The sequence below is a fragment of the Mesorhizobium sp. M0663 genome (assembly GCF_040320585.1).
In the GTDB taxonomy this organism is placed as follows: domain Bacteria; phylum Pseudomonadota; class Alphaproteobacteria; order Rhizobiales; family Rhizobiaceae; genus Mesorhizobium.
This window is the reverse complement of sequence record NZ_JAMYPX010000020.1, coordinates 30,989-50,319: the sequence shown is the minus strand read 5'-3', so window position 1 is coordinate 50,319 and position 19,331 is coordinate 30,989. Positions and strand designations below refer to the sequence as shown.

The 19,331-nt window shown below is 61.7% G+C and carries 12 protein-coding genes; 10 read left to right on the top strand and 2 right to left on the bottom strand.

All coding sequences use genetic code 11. The features are described from left to right. Positions 1-18: 18 nt before the first annotated feature. The 7 genes from NKI54_RS26175 to bglA all read left to right on the top strand — a co-directional run bounded on the left by NKI54_RS26175 (position 19) and on the right by bglA (position 12,880). Entirely contained in the window at positions 19-2,487 is a 2,469-nt protein-coding gene (locus NKI54_RS26175; protein WP_023679304.1) for a glycogen/starch/alpha-glucan phosphorylase, read from the top strand. A gap of 146 nt (positions 2,488-2,633) precedes the next feature. Then, the gene (gene glgB / locus NKI54_RS26170; protein ID WP_352692674.1) at positions 2,634-4,847 is read left to right on the top strand and encodes a 1,4-alpha-glucan branching protein GlgB; all 2,214 of its coding nucleotides are present in this window, start codon (positions 2,634-2,636) and stop codon (positions 4,845-4,847) included. A gap of 35 nt (positions 4,848-4,882) precedes the next feature. Continuing rightward, a complete protein-coding gene (gene glgC, locus NKI54_RS26165) occupies positions 4,883-6,148 on the top strand; it encodes a glucose-1-phosphate adenylyltransferase (protein ID WP_352490794.1) in 1,266 nt (421 codons plus the stop codon). Between the two features lie 3 nt (positions 6,149-6,151). Beyond that, positions 6,152-7,597, top strand: a complete 1,446-nt coding sequence (gene glgA / locus NKI54_RS26160; RefSeq protein WP_352636386.1) for a glycogen synthase GlgA — start codon at positions 6,152-6,154, stop codon at positions 7,595-7,597. A gap of 3 nt (positions 7,598-7,600) precedes the next feature. Next, on the top strand, positions 7,601-9,229 hold the full coding sequence (locus tag NKI54_RS26155) for an alpha-D-glucose phosphate-specific phosphoglucomutase (protein WP_352636387.1): 1,629 nt from the start codon (positions 7,601-7,603) through the stop codon (positions 9,227-9,229). Next, positions 9,229-11,262 carry a glycogen debranching protein GlgX gene (glgX, locus tag NKI54_RS26150; protein WP_352636388.1) on the top strand — a complete coding sequence of 678 codons (2,034 nt, stop codon included), beginning with the start codon at positions 9,229-9,231 and terminating at the stop codon, positions 11,260-11,262. Before NKI54_RS26155 ends, glgX begins: the two co-directional genes overlap by 1 nt. Beyond that, positions 11,252-12,880, top strand: a complete 1,629-nt coding sequence (bglA, locus tag NKI54_RS26145; protein WP_352692673.1) for a beta-galactosidase BglA — start codon at positions 11,252-11,254, stop codon at positions 12,878-12,880. Before glgX ends, bglA begins: the two co-directional genes overlap by 11 nt. Positions 12,881-12,896: 16 nt before the next feature. On the opposite strand, the gene NKI54_RS26140 is transcribed toward bglA, so the two are convergent. After that, positions 12,897-14,636 carry a pilus assembly protein TadG-related protein gene (locus NKI54_RS26140; RefSeq protein ID WP_352692705.1) on the bottom strand — a complete coding sequence of 580 codons (1,740 nt, stop codon included), beginning with the start codon at positions 14,634-14,636 and terminating at the stop codon, positions 12,897-12,899. Positions 14,637-14,682: 46 nt separating this feature from the next. After that, positions 14,683-15,162 carry a TadE family protein gene (locus NKI54_RS26135; protein WP_352636391.1) on the bottom strand — a complete coding sequence of 160 codons (480 nt, stop codon included), beginning with the start codon at positions 15,160-15,162 and terminating at the stop codon, positions 14,683-14,685. A 381-nt stretch (positions 15,163-15,543) separates the two neighbouring features. Between NKI54_RS26135 and NKI54_RS26130 the strand changes: the two genes are divergently transcribed. The 3 genes from NKI54_RS26130 (at position 15,544) to NKI54_RS26120 (ending at position 19,331) form a co-directional block, all read left to right on the top strand. Beyond that, a complete protein-coding gene (locus tag NKI54_RS26130; protein ID WP_352692671.1) occupies positions 15,544-17,136 on the top strand; it encodes a peptide ABC transporter substrate-binding protein in 1,593 nt (530 codons plus the stop codon). A gap of 160 nt (positions 17,137-17,296) precedes the next feature. Continuing rightward, positions 17,297-18,220 carry an ABC transporter permease subunit gene (locus NKI54_RS26125; RefSeq protein WP_352636393.1) on the top strand — a complete coding sequence of 308 codons (924 nt, stop codon included), beginning with the start codon at positions 17,297-17,299 and terminating at the stop codon, positions 18,218-18,220. Beyond that, positions 18,213-19,331 (top strand): ABC transporter permease, encoded by a 1,119-nt coding sequence (locus tag NKI54_RS26120; protein ID WP_352636394.1) that lies wholly within the window; start codon positions 18,213-18,215, stop codon positions 19,329-19,331. The genes NKI54_RS26125 and NKI54_RS26120 overlap by 8 nt, the downstream gene beginning before the upstream one ends.

The following is a 19,331-nucleotide window of genomic DNA, read 5'->3' as shown; positions in this document are numbered from 1 at the left end:
AACGTCACGAGAGGCAGCATGACGCGCGCGATGACAACCGAAGCTCCTCTGCCCACGCTCAAAAACCCGGATCCCAAGACGCTCGCCGAGGAAGTCTTGCAAGCCCTCAAATACAGGGTCGGCAAGGGCACCAACGTTGCAACCCAGTACGATTGGCTCACCGCCTCGATCAAGGTTGTACGCGACCGCATAGTCGATCACTGGATGCAGGCGACCCAAGAGGCCTACGCCCAGCAGGAAAAGCGCGTCTACTACCTGTCACTGGAATTCCTCATCGGCCGCCTGATGCGCGATGCCTTCTCCAATCTCGGCCTGATGGACAATATGCGCGAGGCGCTGTCGTCGCTTGGCGTCGACCTCGACATCATTGCTGCGCTCGAACCGGACGCTGCCCTTGGCAATGGCGGTCTTGGCCGGCTCGCCGCCTGCTTCATGGAAAGCATGGCGACCGTCAATATCCCCGCGCATGGCTACGGCATCCGCTACGCCAACGGCATGTTTCGGCAGGAGATCCATGACGGCTGGCAGGTGGAGCTGCCCGAGACATGGCTCGATCACGGCAATCCCTGGGAGTTCGAGCGCCGCGAACGCTCCTTCGAGGTCGGCTTCGGCGGCTCGGTAGAATCGGTCACGTCGAAGGACGGCCGGCTCGAGCGCCACGTCTGGAAGCCGACCGAACATGTTCTGGCAGTCGCCTATGATACGCCGGTTGTCGGTTGGCGGGCCAACCGCGTCAACACGCTGCGTCTGTGGTCCGGCATGCCGGTCGACCCGATCCTGCTCGACAAGTTCAACGCCGGCGATCACATCGGCGCGCTCGCCGAAAGCAACAAGGCCGATGCGTTGTCGCGCGTCCTTTACCCGGCCGATTCCCACAAGGCGGGCCAGGAGTTGCGGCTCAGGCAGGAGTATTTCTTCTCCACCGCCTCGCTGCAGGACATCGTCCAGCGTCATCTCAGCCAGTATGGCGACCTGCAATCGCTGCCCGACAAGGCGGCGATCCATCTCAACGACACCCATCCGGCGATCGCCGTAGCCGAGCTGATGCGCCTGTTGATGGATGTCCACGGCATGGATTTCGACCAGGCCTGGAGCATCACCAAGCGCACCTTCGGCTACACCAACCACACGCTCCTTCCCGAAGCGCTGGAAAGCTGGCCCGTGCCGCTGTTCGAGCGGCTGTTGCCGCGCCACATGCAGATCGTCTACGCCATCAACGCCGAGGTGCTGCTCGAGGCGCGCGCCTCCGACCAGTTCTCGGACGAGCAGATCAGCCGCATCTCGCTGATCCAGGAAAATGGCGATCGCCGCGTGCGTATGGGCAATCTGGCCTTTGTCGGCTCGCACTCGATCAACGGCGTGTCGGCATTGCATACAGAATTGATGAAGGAGACGGTGTTTGCCGACCTCCACAGGCTCTACCCGGATCGCATCAACAACAAGACCAACGGGATCACACCGCGGCGCTGGCTGATACAGTGCAATCCCGGCCTCACTGCACTCACCCGAGAGGCGATTGGCGACGGCTTCCTCGACGACATCGACGAGATAAAGCGGCTTGATCCTTTCGCTGAGGACGCAGCCTTCCGCGACAAGTTCGCCGCCGTCAAACGGGCGAACAAGACGAGGCTTGCCAAGCTCGTTGCCGACCGGCTCGGCATCAAGGTCGACCCATCGGCGCTGTTCGACATCCAGGTCAAGCGCATCCACGAATACAAGCGCCAGCTCTTGAACATTCTCGAAGCGGTCGCGCTTTACGACCAGATCCGCTCGCATCCGGAGCGCGACTGGATGCCTCGCGTCAAATTCTTCGGCGGCAAGGCGGCGCCCAGCTATCACAACGCCAAGCTGATCATCAAACTTGCCAATGACGTCGCCCGGGTCATCAACCGCGACCCGGCGGTGCGCGGCTTGCTGAAAGTGGTATTCGTGCCGAACTACAATGTCAGCCTGGCCGAGATCATGATGCCGGCCGCCGATCTTTCGGAGCAGATATCGACCGCCGGCATGGAAGCGTCCGGCACCGGCAACATGAAGTTCGCGCTGAACGGCGCGCTGACCATCGGCACGCTCGACGGCGCCAATGTCGAGATCAAGGAATGCGTGGGCGACGACAATATCTTCATCTTCGGCCTGACCACCGATGAGGTCGCCGAGCGACGCAACAATGGTTACGATCCGCGCGCTGTGATCGAGGGATCGCCTGAATTGGCGCAGGCGCTGGCCGCGGTTTCATCCGGAGTCTTTTCACCTGACGATCCGGACCGTTATCGCGACCTGATCAACGGTCTTTACCAGAGCGACTGGTTCATGGTCGCCGCGGATTTCGATGCCTACGCCGCCACCCAGCGCGACGTCGATGCCGTCTGGCGCAACAGCCCGGACTGGTACGCCAGAGCCATCCGCAATGTCGCGCGCGTCGGCTGGTTCTCGTCCGATCGAACGATCCGCCAATATGCGAAAGACATATGGCACGTGCCCGCCTGATATGATTGCATGAGGCCACGAACAATGTGGTCCTAGTGGAGTGGATTTGACCCTCGCATCCCTTGGAGGGTAAGGCGGCATGCGAATGTCGAATTCAAAACTCCACTAGAAACATACACTTGGTGCCCGGGGAGGGTCACTGCCTGATGAGCAAGCCGCGCGCGACCGTTGCAACAAGCGGGCCGGACGGACTGGCGCCAGCCGGCGATGTCGCGGCGATTGTCGCCGGCACGCACGGCGATCCGTTTGCCGTGCTTGGCGTGCATGAGGCGGGAAAGGGCTTTGTCGCCCGCTGCTTCGTCCCTCATGCCGAGTTCGTCACCGCCTATACGCTGACCGGCAAGAAGGCCGGCGAGCTGTCGAGACGCGACGACCGCGGTTTCTTCGAAGGCAAACTGTCGCTGCGCAAACGCCAGCCGCTGCGCTATCACGCCAGGAATTCCGGCGGTGACTGGTGGCTGACCGATCCATATTCCTTCGGTCCCGTGCTCGGCCCGATGGACGATTATTACATCGCCGAAGGGTCGCATCTCAGGCTGTTCGACAAGCTCGGCGCCCATCTCATCGACCATGAAGGTGCATCGGGTGTGCATTTTGCGGTGTGGGCGCCCAATGCAAGGCGCGTCTCGGTGGTCGGCGACTTCAACGAGTGGGACGGCCGCAGGCATACCATGCGCGTCCGCCGCGACACCGGCATCTGGGAGCTGTTCATTCCCGACATCGGCGCTGGCCGCCCATATAAGTATGAAATCATCGGGCCGGATGGCGTGAGATTGCCGCTCAAAGCCGATCCGTTCGCCTTCAAGTCCGAACTGCGCCCGGCCACCGCCTCGGTGACGGCACTGCCGCCGGCGCATGAATGGGGTGACGAGGCGCACCGGAACTACTGGCGCAATGCCGACCACAGGCGCGAAGCCGTATCGATCTACGAGGTCCATGCCGGGTCATGGCGGCTTCACGACGACGGCAGCTTCCTGTCGTGGGATGAGCTCGCCGACAGGCTGATCCCTTACGTGGTGGAGACCGGTTTTACCCACATCGAATTCATGCCGATCTCCGAACACCCTTATGACCCGTCCTGGGGCTACCAGACGACGGGTCTCTATGCGCCGACTGCCCGCTTTGGCGATCCGGACGGTTTTGCCCGCTTCGTCGACGGCGCCCACCGTGCAGGCATCGGCGTCATCCTCGACTGGGTGCCGGCGCATTTCCCGGTTGACGAACACGGTCTGGCAAAGTTCGACGGTACCGCGCTCTACGAACATGCCGATCCGCGCAAGGGCTTCCATCCCGACTGGAACACCGCGATCTATAATTTTGGGCGCCGCGAAGTGATTTCGTTCCTGGTCAACAATGCGCTGTTCTGGGCCGAGAAATATCACGTCGACGGACTGCGCGTCGATGCGGTAGCCTCGATGCTTTATCTCGATTATTCGCGCAAGGCCGGTGAATGGATTCCCAACGAGAAGGGCGGGCGGGAGAACCTCGAAGCGGTCAGCTTCCTGCAGCGTATGAACAAGGAGGTCTACGGCCACCATCCAGGTGTGATGACCATCGCCGAGGAATCGACCTCGTGGCCGAAAGTCTCGCAGCCGGTGCATGAGGGCGGACTGGGCTTCGGTTTTAAGTGGAACATGGGCTTCATGCATGACACTTTGGAGTATTTCTCCAAGGAGCCGATCTTCCGCAAGCATCACCACAACGACATCACCTTCGGTCTGGTCTACGCCTTCAGCGAGAATTTCGTGCTGCCGCTGTCCCATGACGAAGTGGTGCACGGCAAGGGCACGCTGCTCAACAAGATGGCCGGCGACGACTGGCAGAAATTCGCGACGCTGCGCGCCTATTACGCGTTCATGTGGGGTTATCCCGGCAAGAAGCTGTTGTTCATGGGCCAGGAGTTCGCACAGCGCCGCGAGTGGAGCGAGGGGCGGGCGCTCGACTGGAACCTGCTCGATTTCCGGCTCCACCGCGGCGTCTGGCAGACGGTGCGCGATCTCAACTATCTCTACCGCTCGCGCCCCGCGCTGCATGCCCGCGACTGCGAGCCGGAGGGCTTTTCCTGGCTGATCGTCGACGACAGCGCGAACTCAGTATTTGCCTGGCTGCGCAGCGCGCCGGGCGGCAACCCGATCGCGGTCATTTCCAACTTCACGCCGGTGCCGCGCGACAATTACCGCGTGCCGTTGCCGCACGCCGGAAAATGGCGCGAGATCATCAACACCGATGCCACGGATTATGGCGGTTCCGGCAAGGGCAATAGCGGCGGCGTCGAGGCTCAGGCGGAAGGAGGAGGCATTTCGGCGACGATGCTTTTGCCGCCGCTGTCGACGATCATGCTCGAATTCGTCCCGGACTGAGCTATGTCTGGAGCATCTAACCTGGGAGGATAGGAATGGCTGAAATAAAACGAACACAGCCGCTGGCACGCGACGCCATGGCTTATGTGCTGGCCGGCGGCCGTGGCAGCCGGCTCAAGGAACTGACCGACCGCCGCGCCAAGCCGGCGGTCTATTTCGGCGGCAAGACCCGCATCATCGATTTCGCGCTGTCCAATGCGCTCAATTCCGGTATCCGCCGCCTCGGCGTCGCCACCCAGTACAAGGCGCATTCGCTGATCCGCCATCTGCAGCGCGGCTGGAACTTCCTGCGGCCCGAGCGCAACGAGAGTTTCGACATTCTGCCGGCCAGCCAGCGTGTGTCGGAAACGCAATGGTATGAGGGCACCGCCGACGCCGTGTACCAGAACATCGACATCATCGAGGCCTACGGGCCGGAATACATGGTCATCCTGGCCGGCGACCACATCTACAAGATGGACTACGAAATGATGCTGCGCCAGCATGTCGAGGCCGGCGCCGACGTCACCGTCGGCTGCCTCGAAGTGCCACGCATGGAAGCTACCGGCTTCGGCGTCATGCATGTCGATCCCAAGGACACCATTATCTCCTTCATCGAAAAGCCCGCCGATCCGCCAGGCATTCCCGACAAGCCGGATTTTGCGCTGGCCTCGATGGGCATCTATGTGTTCAAGACCAAGTTCCTGATGGAGCAATTGCGTCGCGATGCGGCGGAGCCCGGCTCGAGCCGCGACTTCGGCAAGGACATCATCCCCTACATCGTCGAGCACGGAAAGGCGATCGCCCATCGCTTCGCCAAATCCTGCGTGCGCTCGACCGCCGAGAACGAGGCCTATTGGCGCGACGTCGGAACGGTCGACGCCTATTGGGAGGCCAATATCGACCTGACCGACATCACGCCGGAACTCGACCTTTACGACCGCGACTGGCCGATCTGGACTTATGCCGAGTTGAAGCCGCCGGCAAAGTTCGTGCATGACGAGGATGGCCGCCGCGGGTCGGCCGTGTCGTCTCTCGTGTCGGGCGATTGCATCGTTTCGGGCGCTTCGCTGAAGCGAAGCCTGATCTTCACCGGCGCGCGCATCAATTCCTATTCGACGCTGGAGGAGGTCGTCATGCTGCCGGACGTCCATGTCGGCCGCAACGCCAGGCTGAAGCGCGTGGTCATCGATCACGGCGTCAGGATCCCGGAGGGGCTGGTGGTCGGCGAGGATCCCGTCCTCGACGCCAAGCGTTTCCGCGTTTCGGAAAAAGGCATCTGCCTCGTCACGCAGGACATGATCAACAGGCTGGGATCGTAGTGCATGCAGGTTCTGTCGGTGGCGCCCGAGATCTTTCCGCTGGTCAAGACGGGCGGGCTCGCCGACGTGACCGGCGCCTTGCCCGTGGCATTGGCCGGCAAGGGCGTCACCATGCGCACGCTCGTCCCCGGCTATCCTCAGGTGATGGGCGCCTTCAGGAAAAAAAAGCCGGTTCAGCAATATCCGTTGCTGCAGGGCGGCAAGGCCTCGGTGCATGCCGTCCAGATCGCCGGGCTCGACCTGTTCGTGCTTGACGCGCCGCATCTTTTCGACCGTCCCGGCGGCCCATACGGCAACGCGACCGGCGCCGACTGGCCGGACAATTGGCGGCGGTTCGCGGCCTTGAGCCAGGTAGGCGGCGATATTGCCGGCGGCGCAATCTCGGGCTACCTGCCCGATATCGTCCATGCCCATGACTGGCAGTCGGCAATGACGCTTGCCTACATGCGCTACGGCAAGGCGGTCGGCACGCCGTCGATGATCACCGTGCACAACCTCGCCTTCCAGGGGCAGTTCGGCGCCGGCATCTTTGGCGAGCTTGGCCTGCCGGCGGCGGCGATGGCGCTCGACGGCGTCGAATATTACGGCGGCGTCGGCTTCCTCAAGGCCGGCCTGCAGGCGGCGTGGGCGATCACCACGGTCAGCCCGACCTATGCGCAGGAAATCCGCTTGCCCGAATTCGGCATGGGCCTCGACGGCCTGATCAACATGCGCTCCGTCGATCTCCATGGCATCGTCAACGGCATCGATACCGAGATATGGAACCCGGAAACCGACAAGCATCTGGTTTCCAACTACACCGCAAAGACGCTCAAGGCACGGATGCCCAACAAGGCCGCGGTCGAGGACCGCTTCAGCCTCGATCGCGATGACAGCCCGATCGTTTGCGTCATCAGCCGTTTGACCTGGCAAAAGGGCATGGACATATTGGCGGCGGCCGTCGACGGCATCGTTGCAAGAGGTGCGCGGCTGGCGATCCTCGGCTCCGGCGATGCCGGGCTCGAAGGCGCATTGCTTGCCGCCGCAGCCCGCCATCGCGGCCGCATCGGCGTCGTCGTCGGCTATGACGAGGGACTCTCCCACACCATGCAGGGCGGCAGCGACGCCATCATTATCCCATCGCGCTTCGAACCTTGCGGGCTGACACAGCTTTACGGCCTGCGCTATGGCTGCGTGCCGGTGGTCGCGCGCACCGGCGGCCTTGCCGACACGATCATCGATGCCAACGAAGCCGCCATCTCTGCCGGCGTGGCGACCGGTTTCCAGTTTGCGCCCGCCAATGCCGGCGCGTTGCTGCACGCCGTCCGCCGCCTTGTCGAGGCGCATGCCAATCCCGCAGTGTGGACGTCGATGCAGCGGCAAGGCATGAAGGCCGACGTTTCGTGGGACAAAAGCGCCGAAAAATATGTCCAACACTATCGCTTGCTGCTTTCGAAAAGGGCTGCCTGACTGATGATCCGCACCGTCGCCACCAAACCCTATCCCGACCAGAAGCCCGGCACCTCCGGGCTGCGCAAGAAAGTCCCGGTGTTCCAGCAGGAGCACTATGCCGAGAACTTCATCCAGTCGATCTTCGATGCGCTGGACGGGTTCGAGGGCAAAACCCTGGTGATCGGCGGCGACGGCCGCTTCTATAACCGCGAGGTCATCCAGAACGCCATCGCCATGGCCGCGGCAAACGGCTTCGGCAAGGTGATGGTCGGGCAGGGCGGCATCTTGTCGACGCCGGCCGCTTCGCATGTCATCCGCAAATACAAGACCTTTGGCGGCATCATCCTGTCGGCTAGCCACAATCCGGGTGGCCCGCATGAGGATTTCGGCATCAAGTACAATGCCGGCAATGGCGGCCCGGCGCCGGAAAAGCTGACCGACGCGATCTTCGAAAAAACCAAGGCGATTTCAAGCTTCAAGATCGCCGATATCGGGCAGGTCGACATCGACACGATCGGCACGGTCAAGACGGGGGACATGACCGTCGAAATCATCGATCCTGTCGCCGACTATGCCGAACTGATGGAAAGCCTGTTCGATTTCGACGCATTGCGGGCGCTGTTCAAGTCGGGCTTCCGCATGCGCTTCGACGCCATGCATGCGGTGACCGGCCCCTACGCCAAGGAGATCCTCGAAAACCGGCTCGGCGCGCCCAACGGCACCGCCCGCAATTTCATTCCGCTGCCGGATTTCGGCGGCCATCATCCCGATCCCAATCTGGTGCATGCAAAACACCTCTACGACGAGATGATGGGGCCGGATGCGCCAGACTTTGGCGCCGCCTCGGATGGCGACGGCGACCGCAACCTGATCATCGGCAAGGGAATTTTCATCACCCCGTCTGATTCGGTGGCGATGCTCGCCGCCAACGCCCATCTGGCGCCGGGCTACAAGGCCGGGCTGAAAGGCATCGCCCGCTCGATGCCGACCAGCGGTGCTGCCGACCGGGTCGCCGAAAAGCTCGGCATCGGCATCTACGAGACGCCGACCGGCTGGAAATTTTTCGGCAATCTGCTCGATGCCGGCATGGCAACGATCTGCGGCGAGGAGAGTGCGGGGACCGGCTCCAACCATGTCCGCGAAAAGGACGGCCTGTGGGCTGTGCTTTTATGGCTCAACATCCTTGCCGTGCGCGGCGAAAGCGCCAAGCAGATCGTCACCCAGCATTGGGCGGCCTATGGCCGTAACTATTATTCGCGCCACGACTACGAGGAGGTCGAGATTGATCGTGCCAACGCGCTTGTCGACGAGCTGCGCGCCAAGCTCGGCTCGCTGCCTGGCACCAGCGTGCGCGGCATGACGATCGCCAGCGCCGATGATTTCGCCTATCACGATCCGGTCGACGGCTCGGTCAGCAAGAACCAGGGCATCAGGGTGTTGTTCGAAGGCGGCTCACGCGTCGTCTTCCGCCTGTCCGGCACCGGCACCTCGGGCGCGACGCTGCGGCTTTATGTCGAGCGCTACGAGCCGGACAAGAACCGCCACGATCTCGACACCCAGGAGGCGCTTGCCGATCTGATCGCGGCGGCCGACGACATTGCCGGGATTCGCAGCCATACCGGCCGCGCCAAACCGAGCGTCATCACCTGATGTCGTCGGGACTATCCGCCGGCTATCGTCCGCGATTTGGCGGGCTTGCCGGGGAGGGCGGCATCCGCTTCGCCGCATGGTCCTCGTTGGCTCGGCGCATCTGGGTTTCGATTTTCGACGAACACGGCAACCGCGAAATCGACCGGCTGGAACTCCAGTCGGAAGGCGAGGGCGTCCACGCACTTTTTGTTGCCGGTCTCGCCGCCGGCACCCGATACGGGTTCCGTGCCGATGGCGACTACGCGCCGGAACACGGTTTCTGCTTCGATCCCGACAAGCTGCTGGCCGATCCCTATGCCGTCGAGATCGACAGGCCCTATGCCTATGACGGCCGGCTCGCCGCGCGCCGGGGCGAGGGGGCCGACACGGCGCCGCTGATGCCGAAAGCCATCGCCGGCGCCCTGCCGGAACCCTTGCCTGCCTTGCCGCCTCTGTTTCGGTCCGGCGGCCTCATCTACGAGGTGCCGGTACGCGCGTTCACAAAGCTGCATAAGGATATTCCCGAGAAGCAACGCGGCACCATTGGAGCGCTCGCTCACCCCCTCGTTGTCGAGCATCTGCAAAAACTCGGCGTGGCAGCCATTGAGTTGATGCCGGTGACTGCATCGATCGACGAACGGCATTTACCGCCGCTCGGTCTGCGCAACGCCTGGGGTTATAATCCCGTGACCTTCATGGCGCTCGATCCGCGACTGGCGCCCGGCGGTCTGGCCGAGTTGCGCGGAACGGTCGCCGCGCTGCGCGAGGCCGGCATCGGCACCATTCTCGACCTTGTGTTCAACCACACCGGCGAAAGCGACCGGCTCGGCCCGACATTGTCGCTGCGCGGCCTCGACAGCCGCGCCTATTACCGGCACGAGCCGGACGGCGCTCTGGTCAATGACACCGGAACCGGCAATACGGTTGCGTGCGATCATCCGGTCGTCCGGGAAATGGTCCTCGACACGCTTCGCCACTTTGTCCAGCGCGCCGGTGTCGACGGATTCCGCTTCGACCTGGCGCCGATCCTCGGCCGCGTCGACGGCGTTTTCGACGCCGATGCGCCGCTGCTGAACGCCATTCGCAAAGATCCTGTTCTTGGCGACCGGGTGCTGATCGCCGAGCCTTGGGATATCGGACCGGATGGCTATCAGCTCGGCAATTTTCCGCCGCCCTTCCTCGAATGGAACGACAAATACCGAGACGATATCCGCCGCTTCTGGCGCGGCGACGGCGGCATGATCGGTGCGCTGGCGACGCGGCTTGCCGGTTCGTCCGACGTCTTTTCCAAAGCAGGCCAGACAATGAGCCGCAGCGTCAATTTCATCGCTGCGCATGACGGCATGACGCTGGCCGATATCGTCGCCTATGAGCACAAGCACAACGAAGCCAATGGCGAACAGAACCGCGATGGTCACGACGACAACCTGTCCTGGAACAATGGCATCGAGGGCGAGACCGGCGACCAGTCAATCGTTACGGCCCGTTTCGATGACCAGTGCGCGCTGCTGGCGACGCTCTTTGCCTCGCGCGGCACGATCATGCTGACGGCCGGCGACGAGTTCGGCCGCACGCAGGGCGGCAACAACAACGCCTACGCGCAGGACAATGACATTACCTGGCTCGACTGGGCCGGGCGCGACCTGGCGCTCGAGCACCATACGGCTCTGCTCGCCAGGATGCGTCGCGCCGTGCCGGCGCTCTTGGACACAGCATTCCTGACCGGAGAACAGCCTGCGGGCTCGGAAATACCAGACGTAGCCTGGCTGACGGAAACCGGCGTGCCGTTCGACGAGGCAGCCTGGCACGATGCCAGGCGGCACCGGCTGGTCATGGTTCTCGGTAGCGGTGAGAACAGTCGCCTTGCGGTGGTCATCAATGGCGACCGCCGGGCCTGCATGTTCACGCTGCCGGAACGGGCGGGTTTTCATTGGCGCCCTGCCATCGAAACGGATACTGGCGACATCTCACGGCCGGTGCCTGGGCGAACGGTCATGTTCATGATCGAACGCCGGGCCGCGCGGGTGGGCGCAGGGGAGAGCCATGATGGCTGACAATGCCGAATGGTGGCGCGGCTGCGTCATCTACCAGATCTACCCGCGCTCCTTCCAAGACACGACAGGCGACGGCAGCGGCGATCTCAGCGGCATCACCTCGAGGCTGGCCCATGTCGCATCGCTCGGTGTCGACGCGGTTTGGCTGTCGCCTTTCTTCAAGTCGCCAATGGCCGATATGGGCTACGACGTTTCGGATTACTGCGCCGTCGATCCGATGTTCGGCACATCAGAGGATTTCGACGCGCTGGTTGCCGAGGCACACCGGCTCGGCCTGAAGGTGATCATCGATCAGGTCTTGTCGCATTCGTCGGATCGGCACGAATGGTTCGTCGAAAGCCGCACGAGCCGCGACAACCCCAAGGCCGACTGGTACGTCTGGGCCGATGCGAATCCCAACGGCACCGCCCCCAACAACTGGCTGTCGCTTTTCGGCGGCCCGGCCTGGGAATGGGACGCAACGCGCAGGCAATATTACCTGCACAATTTCCTTGGCTCGCAGCCGGACCTGAATTTCCACAACCCGCAGGTGCAGGACGCCTTGCTGGAAACGGTGCGGTTCTGGCTCGAGCGTGGCGTCGACGGTTTCCGGCTGGATACGGTCAACTATTATGTCCACGACCGCTGGCTGCGCAGCAACCCGCCTTTGGCGGAAAGCGTCGCCGGCACCAATACGGCAACCAGCCCCTATCTCTATCAGGAGCATCTGTTCGACAAGAGCCAGCCGGAAAACCTTGCTTTCCTCAGGCGCTTCCGGGCCTTGCTTGACGAATATGAAGGCCGCGTCGCTGTCGGCGAGATTGGCGACGAAACTCGTTCCTTGCAGACACTCGCCGCCTATACCGGCGGTGGCGACAAGCTCCAAATGTCCTACACGTTCGACCTGCTCGGCCCGCAATTCTCGGCGTCGCATGTGCGTGGCTGTGTCGAGGCCTTCGAGAGTAAGGTGTTCGACGGCTGGGTTTGCTGGGCGTTCTCCAACCACGATGTCGTGCGCCATGTCAGTCGATGGACAAGGCCGGGCGGCGATCCGGACAGGGTGGCGAAATTCTCGATCGTGCTGCTTTCTTGGCTGCGCGGATCGATCTGCCTCTACCAGGGCGAAGAACTCGGGCTGGAGGAGGCCGAACTGGCGTTCGAGGATTTGCGCGATCCCTTCGGCATCCGCTTCTGGCCGGCAATTAAGGGACGGGATGGGTGCCGAACGCCGATGGTCTGGGAGGCTGGCGCCGACAATGCCGGCTTTTCGACCGGCAAGCCGTGGCTTCCGGTCCCGGCAAGCCATCGCGCCCAGGCGGTCGACGTCCAGGACGGCGAGCAAACCTCCGTCCTGGCGAGCTACCGGGCGATGCTGGCCTTGCGCAAGCAGCATCCGGCGCTGGTTCGAGGCTCGATCCGGTTCCTCGATGCCGAAGGCGACGTCCTTGCTTTCATTCGCGAAGGCGGTGACGAAAAGCTGCTCTGTGTCTTCAATTTCGCCGACGAGCCGGCCGGCTGGCAATTGCCACCGGATCTGGAAGCGATAGAGCCGATAGACCTTGGCGGTGCTGCCGGCGTCTTGCACGAAAGAACTCTGTCGCTGCCGCCGCTGGGCTGCTTCCTCGGCCGGATCGGCTGAGCTCTATTTCATTATCTCATTGAACGAGCACGGAGCGCCCGCAAGTCGCGCCGACAACCCGCACATCGGCCTCGCCGACATGCACGCCGACAGCTGCTAGCACGTTATAGACCAGTTCGTCGACCGGCGCCGTCACGCCGTTCAGAACCGTTACCACCGCCGGCTTAACCGTTCCGAGCAGGGCCGTCACGTCCAGCCCGAGGCCCAGTGCATTGACCGAGAGCGAGAGGCCGCTGACCAGCGATGTCGTGAGTGATTGCGTCAGGTTTTTTGTGGCGACAGTTTTTATCGTCTTGTTGGCGATATCGGTGCTGTCGAACGTCAATGCGGTCGGATCGTTGTTGGTGATGGCAAGTGATGAAGAACCCTTCACATCGAGCAGATTGAGGGTGAGCAGCAGAAGCTTCACGCTTACCTGGGCAATCGTGGCATCGGAGAACGATTGCGGATTGCTGAAATCGGCGAAGGCCGATGGATTGTTGTCGGCGTCGCTGGCGGCAAGGTGCAGCGAGGCCACGCCAGGCTGCGCGGCGATCGAGACCTTGATGCTATCCGGCCGGCCCGTCGGGCAGCTGATGTCGGTCAGCTTGGCTTCCGCATAGGCGACTTGGACATGCAGAGGCAGGTTGACGGACAGCAGACTGATGCCGCCGCCCAGATTGGAATTGCCGATGCCCACTGTGGTGACCAGCTTGATGCGCGTCTGCGCGGTGCGCACCACGGTGCCTTTTTCCCCGACGGCCAGCCAGGGTGAGTATTGCATCGGTTCACCGATGGCGATGGCGAGCGTGGTGGAGGTAAGTCCCGGAATAGTGGCGCCGAGATCGACCTGGACCTGGTTTGAGCCATTGGCCAGCGAGGCGGCGGCACCCAGCATGCCCATCGCGCTTGCGTCGACGGAAAAGCCGGGAGACTTTTGTCCGAGGCCGAGCTTACCGATCGAGCCAAGATCGATAAGATGACTGAGGGGTATCTTGACTGTGTTGGTGGCCCTCGACGCGATCGTCTGCAGCACAAGTTTGCTGGCGCTGCCCGACCCGGACGCATTGGCCATGGCGGTCGCGATCTGGCCTACCGTCGCTTTTGACGCCAGAACGTCGGAATAGCTGACACCTGTCAGTTGCAACTGTACGGCAAGGGCATCGACGAACGAAAGCACGTTTACATCGGCCGAGATCAGCGCGTTGTAGTCCATGACGCTGAGCGAAATGTTGGCGCCCAGCAACTTGCTGAGAAGCGCGTTGAGGATGCCGCCATTGACGCTGAGGAGCCTGGACCCGACCGAGAACATTGCTTGCGGGGTCACACTGGCAATGGCTTCGGTGCCGACAACCGGAGTAGGGATGAGCGAACTGGCGAAATACCGGGCGGGGATTTTTCGCAGAGTGACGCGAACGGCGTTGTAAGGCGTTTTGCCGGCTTCGAAGCGCTTGTCGACACCAACGGAGGACGCCGCTGAGTATCGGCCGCCGGTGACCGACACGACGGTTTTGCCAACCGTGGGAACAATTGTCTGACCTGCCTTTTGAACAATGATGCCGGGCATTCGGTTGTCACTGAGCGTGGTTACCGCCGCGGCTTCCATATTGTTGATGTTCGACGCCGCGGTGATCGCCGCCAGATCGGTCATCGCCTGGGCTTCCCTGCGCTCCGTGTAGATCGAACCTTCGTCGACAGCGAAGGCCGCCAACCCCAGCGCGAACGGTGCTATCAGCGCCGTCATGACGGCAAAGTTCGCCTTCTCGTCGCCAACCATCGAGCGAGCGATCCGCCCGATGCTCCTCAGCAAGAACTGCGACATTTCAAATGCCTCCAATCCTGATGGTCGACCTGCGCGACATCGTGGTTTGCGGCATCGCAAGGCTTGGTAACAGGTTCCAGATCGGCAGGTTGCTGGCATCGTACTGGATCGACACGACGAACTGATTTCCGTCGGCCGTGCTGTCCGTCGCCTGATAGGTCAGCTTGCCGGAATCGACGAACGGGTATCCACTGGCATTGTTTTTGACGAAACTCGCCACCAGCGCCTGGCGCTCGGTTTGATTCAATCCGGCAATTGCGGTGCGGGCGGCATCGGCGGCGATTTGCTGCAAGGAGTTGCTTGCACCAAAATAGATACCATATGCAACCATTCCGAGCAAAAGAAGGATAAAGATTGGGGAAAGCAGGGCGAACTCGACCGCGGAAGTTCCGGACTCTTCTCCAATTTTGCGTAGATTCGTCCGTACGTGGCGCAATATTTGACGCTTCAATGCGACAGTATTACTGTCTATCTTGTTCATTGCCCTTGCCCGTTGGAACCCAAGGTCGATGTGCCAATTCCATCGAAATTTGTAACCCTTGGTTGCCTAAGAACCAATTAATACAATCCGGTAAACTGAAATGATCGGCCAGATTATTTCCCAGATCGGCGTTCTGGCCAGGAAACCCAGTCAAACTCATGGTTTCGACCATTGATTGGCCGCCCGCAAAACGACTGCCCCGGCCCCCTTACTTTGGGTGACCCCGAGAGTCTGTTGAAATAAAAAATCTCCACGTTACTGTTTGGCCACCAGCTGCCGGAAAGGGAACCGGCTGCGCGCTCGAAAGGAACCAACCAATCGGTTTCGGAGCGTCAACACTTAGAGACGTGGCCGAAGGGCGACGTCATTAGGGAGAACTCCATGCTGAAACATGTGCTGAAGGCGACGGTACTCGCCACGACCATGGTCTTGGCCGCCGGTACGTTCTACACGCCGGCTTTCGCCGAGACCGTCTACAACCGCGGAGCCGCCGCCGAAGCGGAGACGCTCGATCCGCACAAGACCTCGACGGTCTACGAAGCCGATATCATACGCGACCTGTTCCAGGGCCTCGTCATGCATGACCAGAAGACGAATCTCATTCCGGGCGCCGCCGAAAGCTGGACGGTGTCCGACGACGGCAAGGTCTACACATTCAAGCTGCGCAAGGACGGCCTCTGGTCGGATGGCAGCCCGGTGACGGCTGACGACTTCGTCTATTCTTTCCGTCGGCTGGAAGATCCGGCCACCGCTGCCGAATACGCTTCCATGCTCTATCCCGTCAAGAATGCGGAGGAGGTCAATACCAAGAAGGGCAAGCCGGAGGATATGGGCGTCAAGGCGATCGATGCTAACACCCTGGAAGTGACGCTGAAGGCGCCGACGCCGTATTTCCTGGAGATGCTGACCCACCAGGCGACCTATCCGGTCAACAAGGCGTCTATCGAAAAGCTTGGCGCCGACTGGATCAAGGCAGGCAAGCTGGTCTCCAACGGGGCCTTTACAGCGGCGGAGTGGATTCCCAACGACCATCTGAAGCTGGTCAAGAATCCGAAATTCTGGGATGCCGCGAGCGTCAAGTTCGACGTGGTCAACTACATCCCGACCGAGGATCGCTCGTCAGCGATGAAGCGCTTCGAGGCCGGCGAACTCGACAGTTACGGTGACCTGCCGACGGAACAGCTCGGCGACCTCAAGGCCAAATTCGGCGAGCAGGTCCGTGTCGGGCCATATCTCGGCATCTACTATTATGCGATCAAGACCGATAAGGCGCCGTGGGATAATGTCGAGCTGCGCAACGCCATCTCGATGGCGATCGATCGCGACTTCCTGGCGGAGAAAGTCTGGCAGAATTCGATGCTGCCCGGCTATTCCATGGTGCCTCCCGGCATCGAGGGCTATACGCCGGCAATGGCCAAATACGCCGACATGCCGCAGATCGACCGCGAGGACGCTGCCAAGAAGATCCTCGAGAAACTCGGCTATACACCCGAGCATCCGCTGAAAATGCAGATCCGCTACAACACTTCGGAGAACCACAAGAACACGGCAGTCGCGATCCAGGAACAGCTGAAGCCGCTTGGCGTCGAGATCACACTCCTCAATACCGACACCAAGACCCACTACTCCTTCCTCGAGCAGAAGGGAGACTATGACGTGGCGCGCGCCGCCTGGATCGCCGACTACAAGGATCCCGAAACCTTCCTCGGCATCTCCCGCAAAGCCAGCGGCAACAACTATTCGGTCTACAACAGCCCAAAATACGAGGCGGCGATGGACAAGGCGGCGGCCGCCGGCGGCAACCCTGCAGAACGCATGAAGGAACTCGCCGAGGCCGAGCGCATCCTCATCGATGACGTCGGCGAGATCCCGCTTCTCTACTACAGCTACCACGATATCGTTTCCTCGAAGCTGCATGGCTTCGACGACAATGTGATGGACATCCACCCGTCCCGCTTCATCAGCAAGGACTGATCCCTGGCCCGGCCACCGCGCATCGAATGCGCGGTGGCTTGCCGTCGCATCGGACCTCCGTGAATCGGATCGATTTTCGGAAAGCCCGATGCGAAGATTTGAAGGCTAGAGCGCAATCGTCCAGCCGGACGCGCGTTGTTCTGGATCAAGCGGGGCACCGATGCTGCGTTACGTATTCCGGCGGCTTCTGACCGCCATTCCGACGCTGTTCGTCATCGTGACCATGGCGTTCTTTCTGATACGCGTCGCGCCGGGCGGCCCGTTCAACCAGGAGCGGGGCCTGAGCCCCGAGATCAGGGCCAATCTCGAAGCCCAGTTCGGCCTCAACGATCCGCTCTGGTTGCAGTACCTCCACTATCTAGGCAATCTTCTGCGCGGCAATTTCGGCCCCAGCTACAACATGCCGGATTTCACCGTCGGCGAGCTGTTCAGGGAAGGCCTGCCGATCTCGATCCAACTCGGCGCTTCGGCGCTCATTCTGGCGCTGCTCCTCGGCAGCGTGCTCGGCACTGTTGCCGCGCTCAACCAGAACAAGCTTGCCGACTATTCGGTGATCGCGCTGGCGACCGCCGGCAGCACCATTCCAACCTTCGTCATCGCCCCGGTGATCCAGCTTGCATTCGGATTGACCTGGAGGCTGCTGCCGATCGGCGGCTGGGGCGATGGAGCCCTCATCAATAAGGTCGGCCCGGTGCTGACGCTCGCTCTTCCGCAGATCGCCATCGTCGCCCGATTGATGCGCGGCTCAATGATCGAATCGCTGCACTCGCATCACATCCGCACCGCGCGCGCTCTCGGCCTGTCCGACTGGTCGGTCATCGTCAAGCATGCACTGCGCGGCGCCATCCTGCCGATCGTCTCCTTCACCGGTCCGGCAGCCGCAGCCCTTCTCACCGGCTCGGTCATCGTCGAGACCATCTTCTCTATCCCGGGCATCGGCCGCCATTTTGTCGTTGCTGCACTCAACCGCGACTACACACTGGTGATGGGGACGGTGGTGGTCATCGCGCTCTTCACCATTGTCTTCAACCTGATCGTCGACGTCCTCTATGGGGTCGTTGATCCGAGGGTGCGCTATGACTGATATCGCAGTTGCCGCACCGGTCGTCGGCCGGTCCCTGTGGGGTGACGCCTGGGCGCGCCTCAAGGCCAATCGCGCGGCCATGTTCAGCCTGTATTATCTTGCCTTCATCGCCGTCATCAGCGTGTTTGGGCCCTATCTCGTGCCGCACAAATACACCACCATCTATGCCGACTATGTCCGTACGCCGCCGAGCTTCTCCGCCTATCCGAAGGCCGACATGATCGAAGGCGCTCTCGATGAGGCGATCAGGCGAATGCGCGTCGACATCAAGGAGTGGCGGCAGGAGGACAGCCGTGTGTTCGTTACCGTCAAATCGTCCAAGCCGATCGATGACCGCAACATTCGCTACCTTGATCGTTCCGATACCTTTGATGACACAAAGATCGAGAGCAAATCGCCGGACGGTCTCGAAATGGTGATGAGTGCCTCGATCAAGCAGCAATATTTCCTGTTCGGCACCGACAATACCGGCCGCGATCTCCTGTCCCGAACGCTGATGGCCGGGCGCATATCGCTGGCCATCGGTCTGCTTGCCGGCATTGTGGCCGTGGTCATCGGCGTGCTCTACGGCGCCACCGCTGGCCTTGCCGGCGGCAGGGTCGATGAGGTGATGATGCGTGTCGTCGACGTGCTTTATTCTTTGCCGTTCATCTTCTTCGTCATCATGCTGGTGGTGTTCTTCGGCAGGAACTTCGTGCTGATGTTCCTGGCGGTCGGCGCGGTGCTGTGGCTCGACATGGCGCGCATCGTGCGCGGACAAGCGCTGTCGATCCGCCGGCAGGAATATGTCCAGGCGGCGGAGGCGATGGGCGTCGGCCAGCGCGGCATTCTGCTGCGCCATGTGATCCCCAATTTGCTCGGGCCAGTGGTGATCTACATGACGCTGCTCGTTCCGCAGGTCATCATCCTGGAGAGTTTTTTGTCGTTCCTCGGGCTCGGCGTCCAGGAGCCGATGACCAGCTGGGGCGTGCTGATCTCGGTTGGCGCCCAGAACATCGGCTCGGCCAACTGGCTGCTTCTGTTCCCGGCCTTCTTTCTCGTCTCCACGCTGTTCGCGCTGAATTTCGTCGGCGATGGGCTGCGCGACGCGCTCGACCCGAAGGATCGTTGA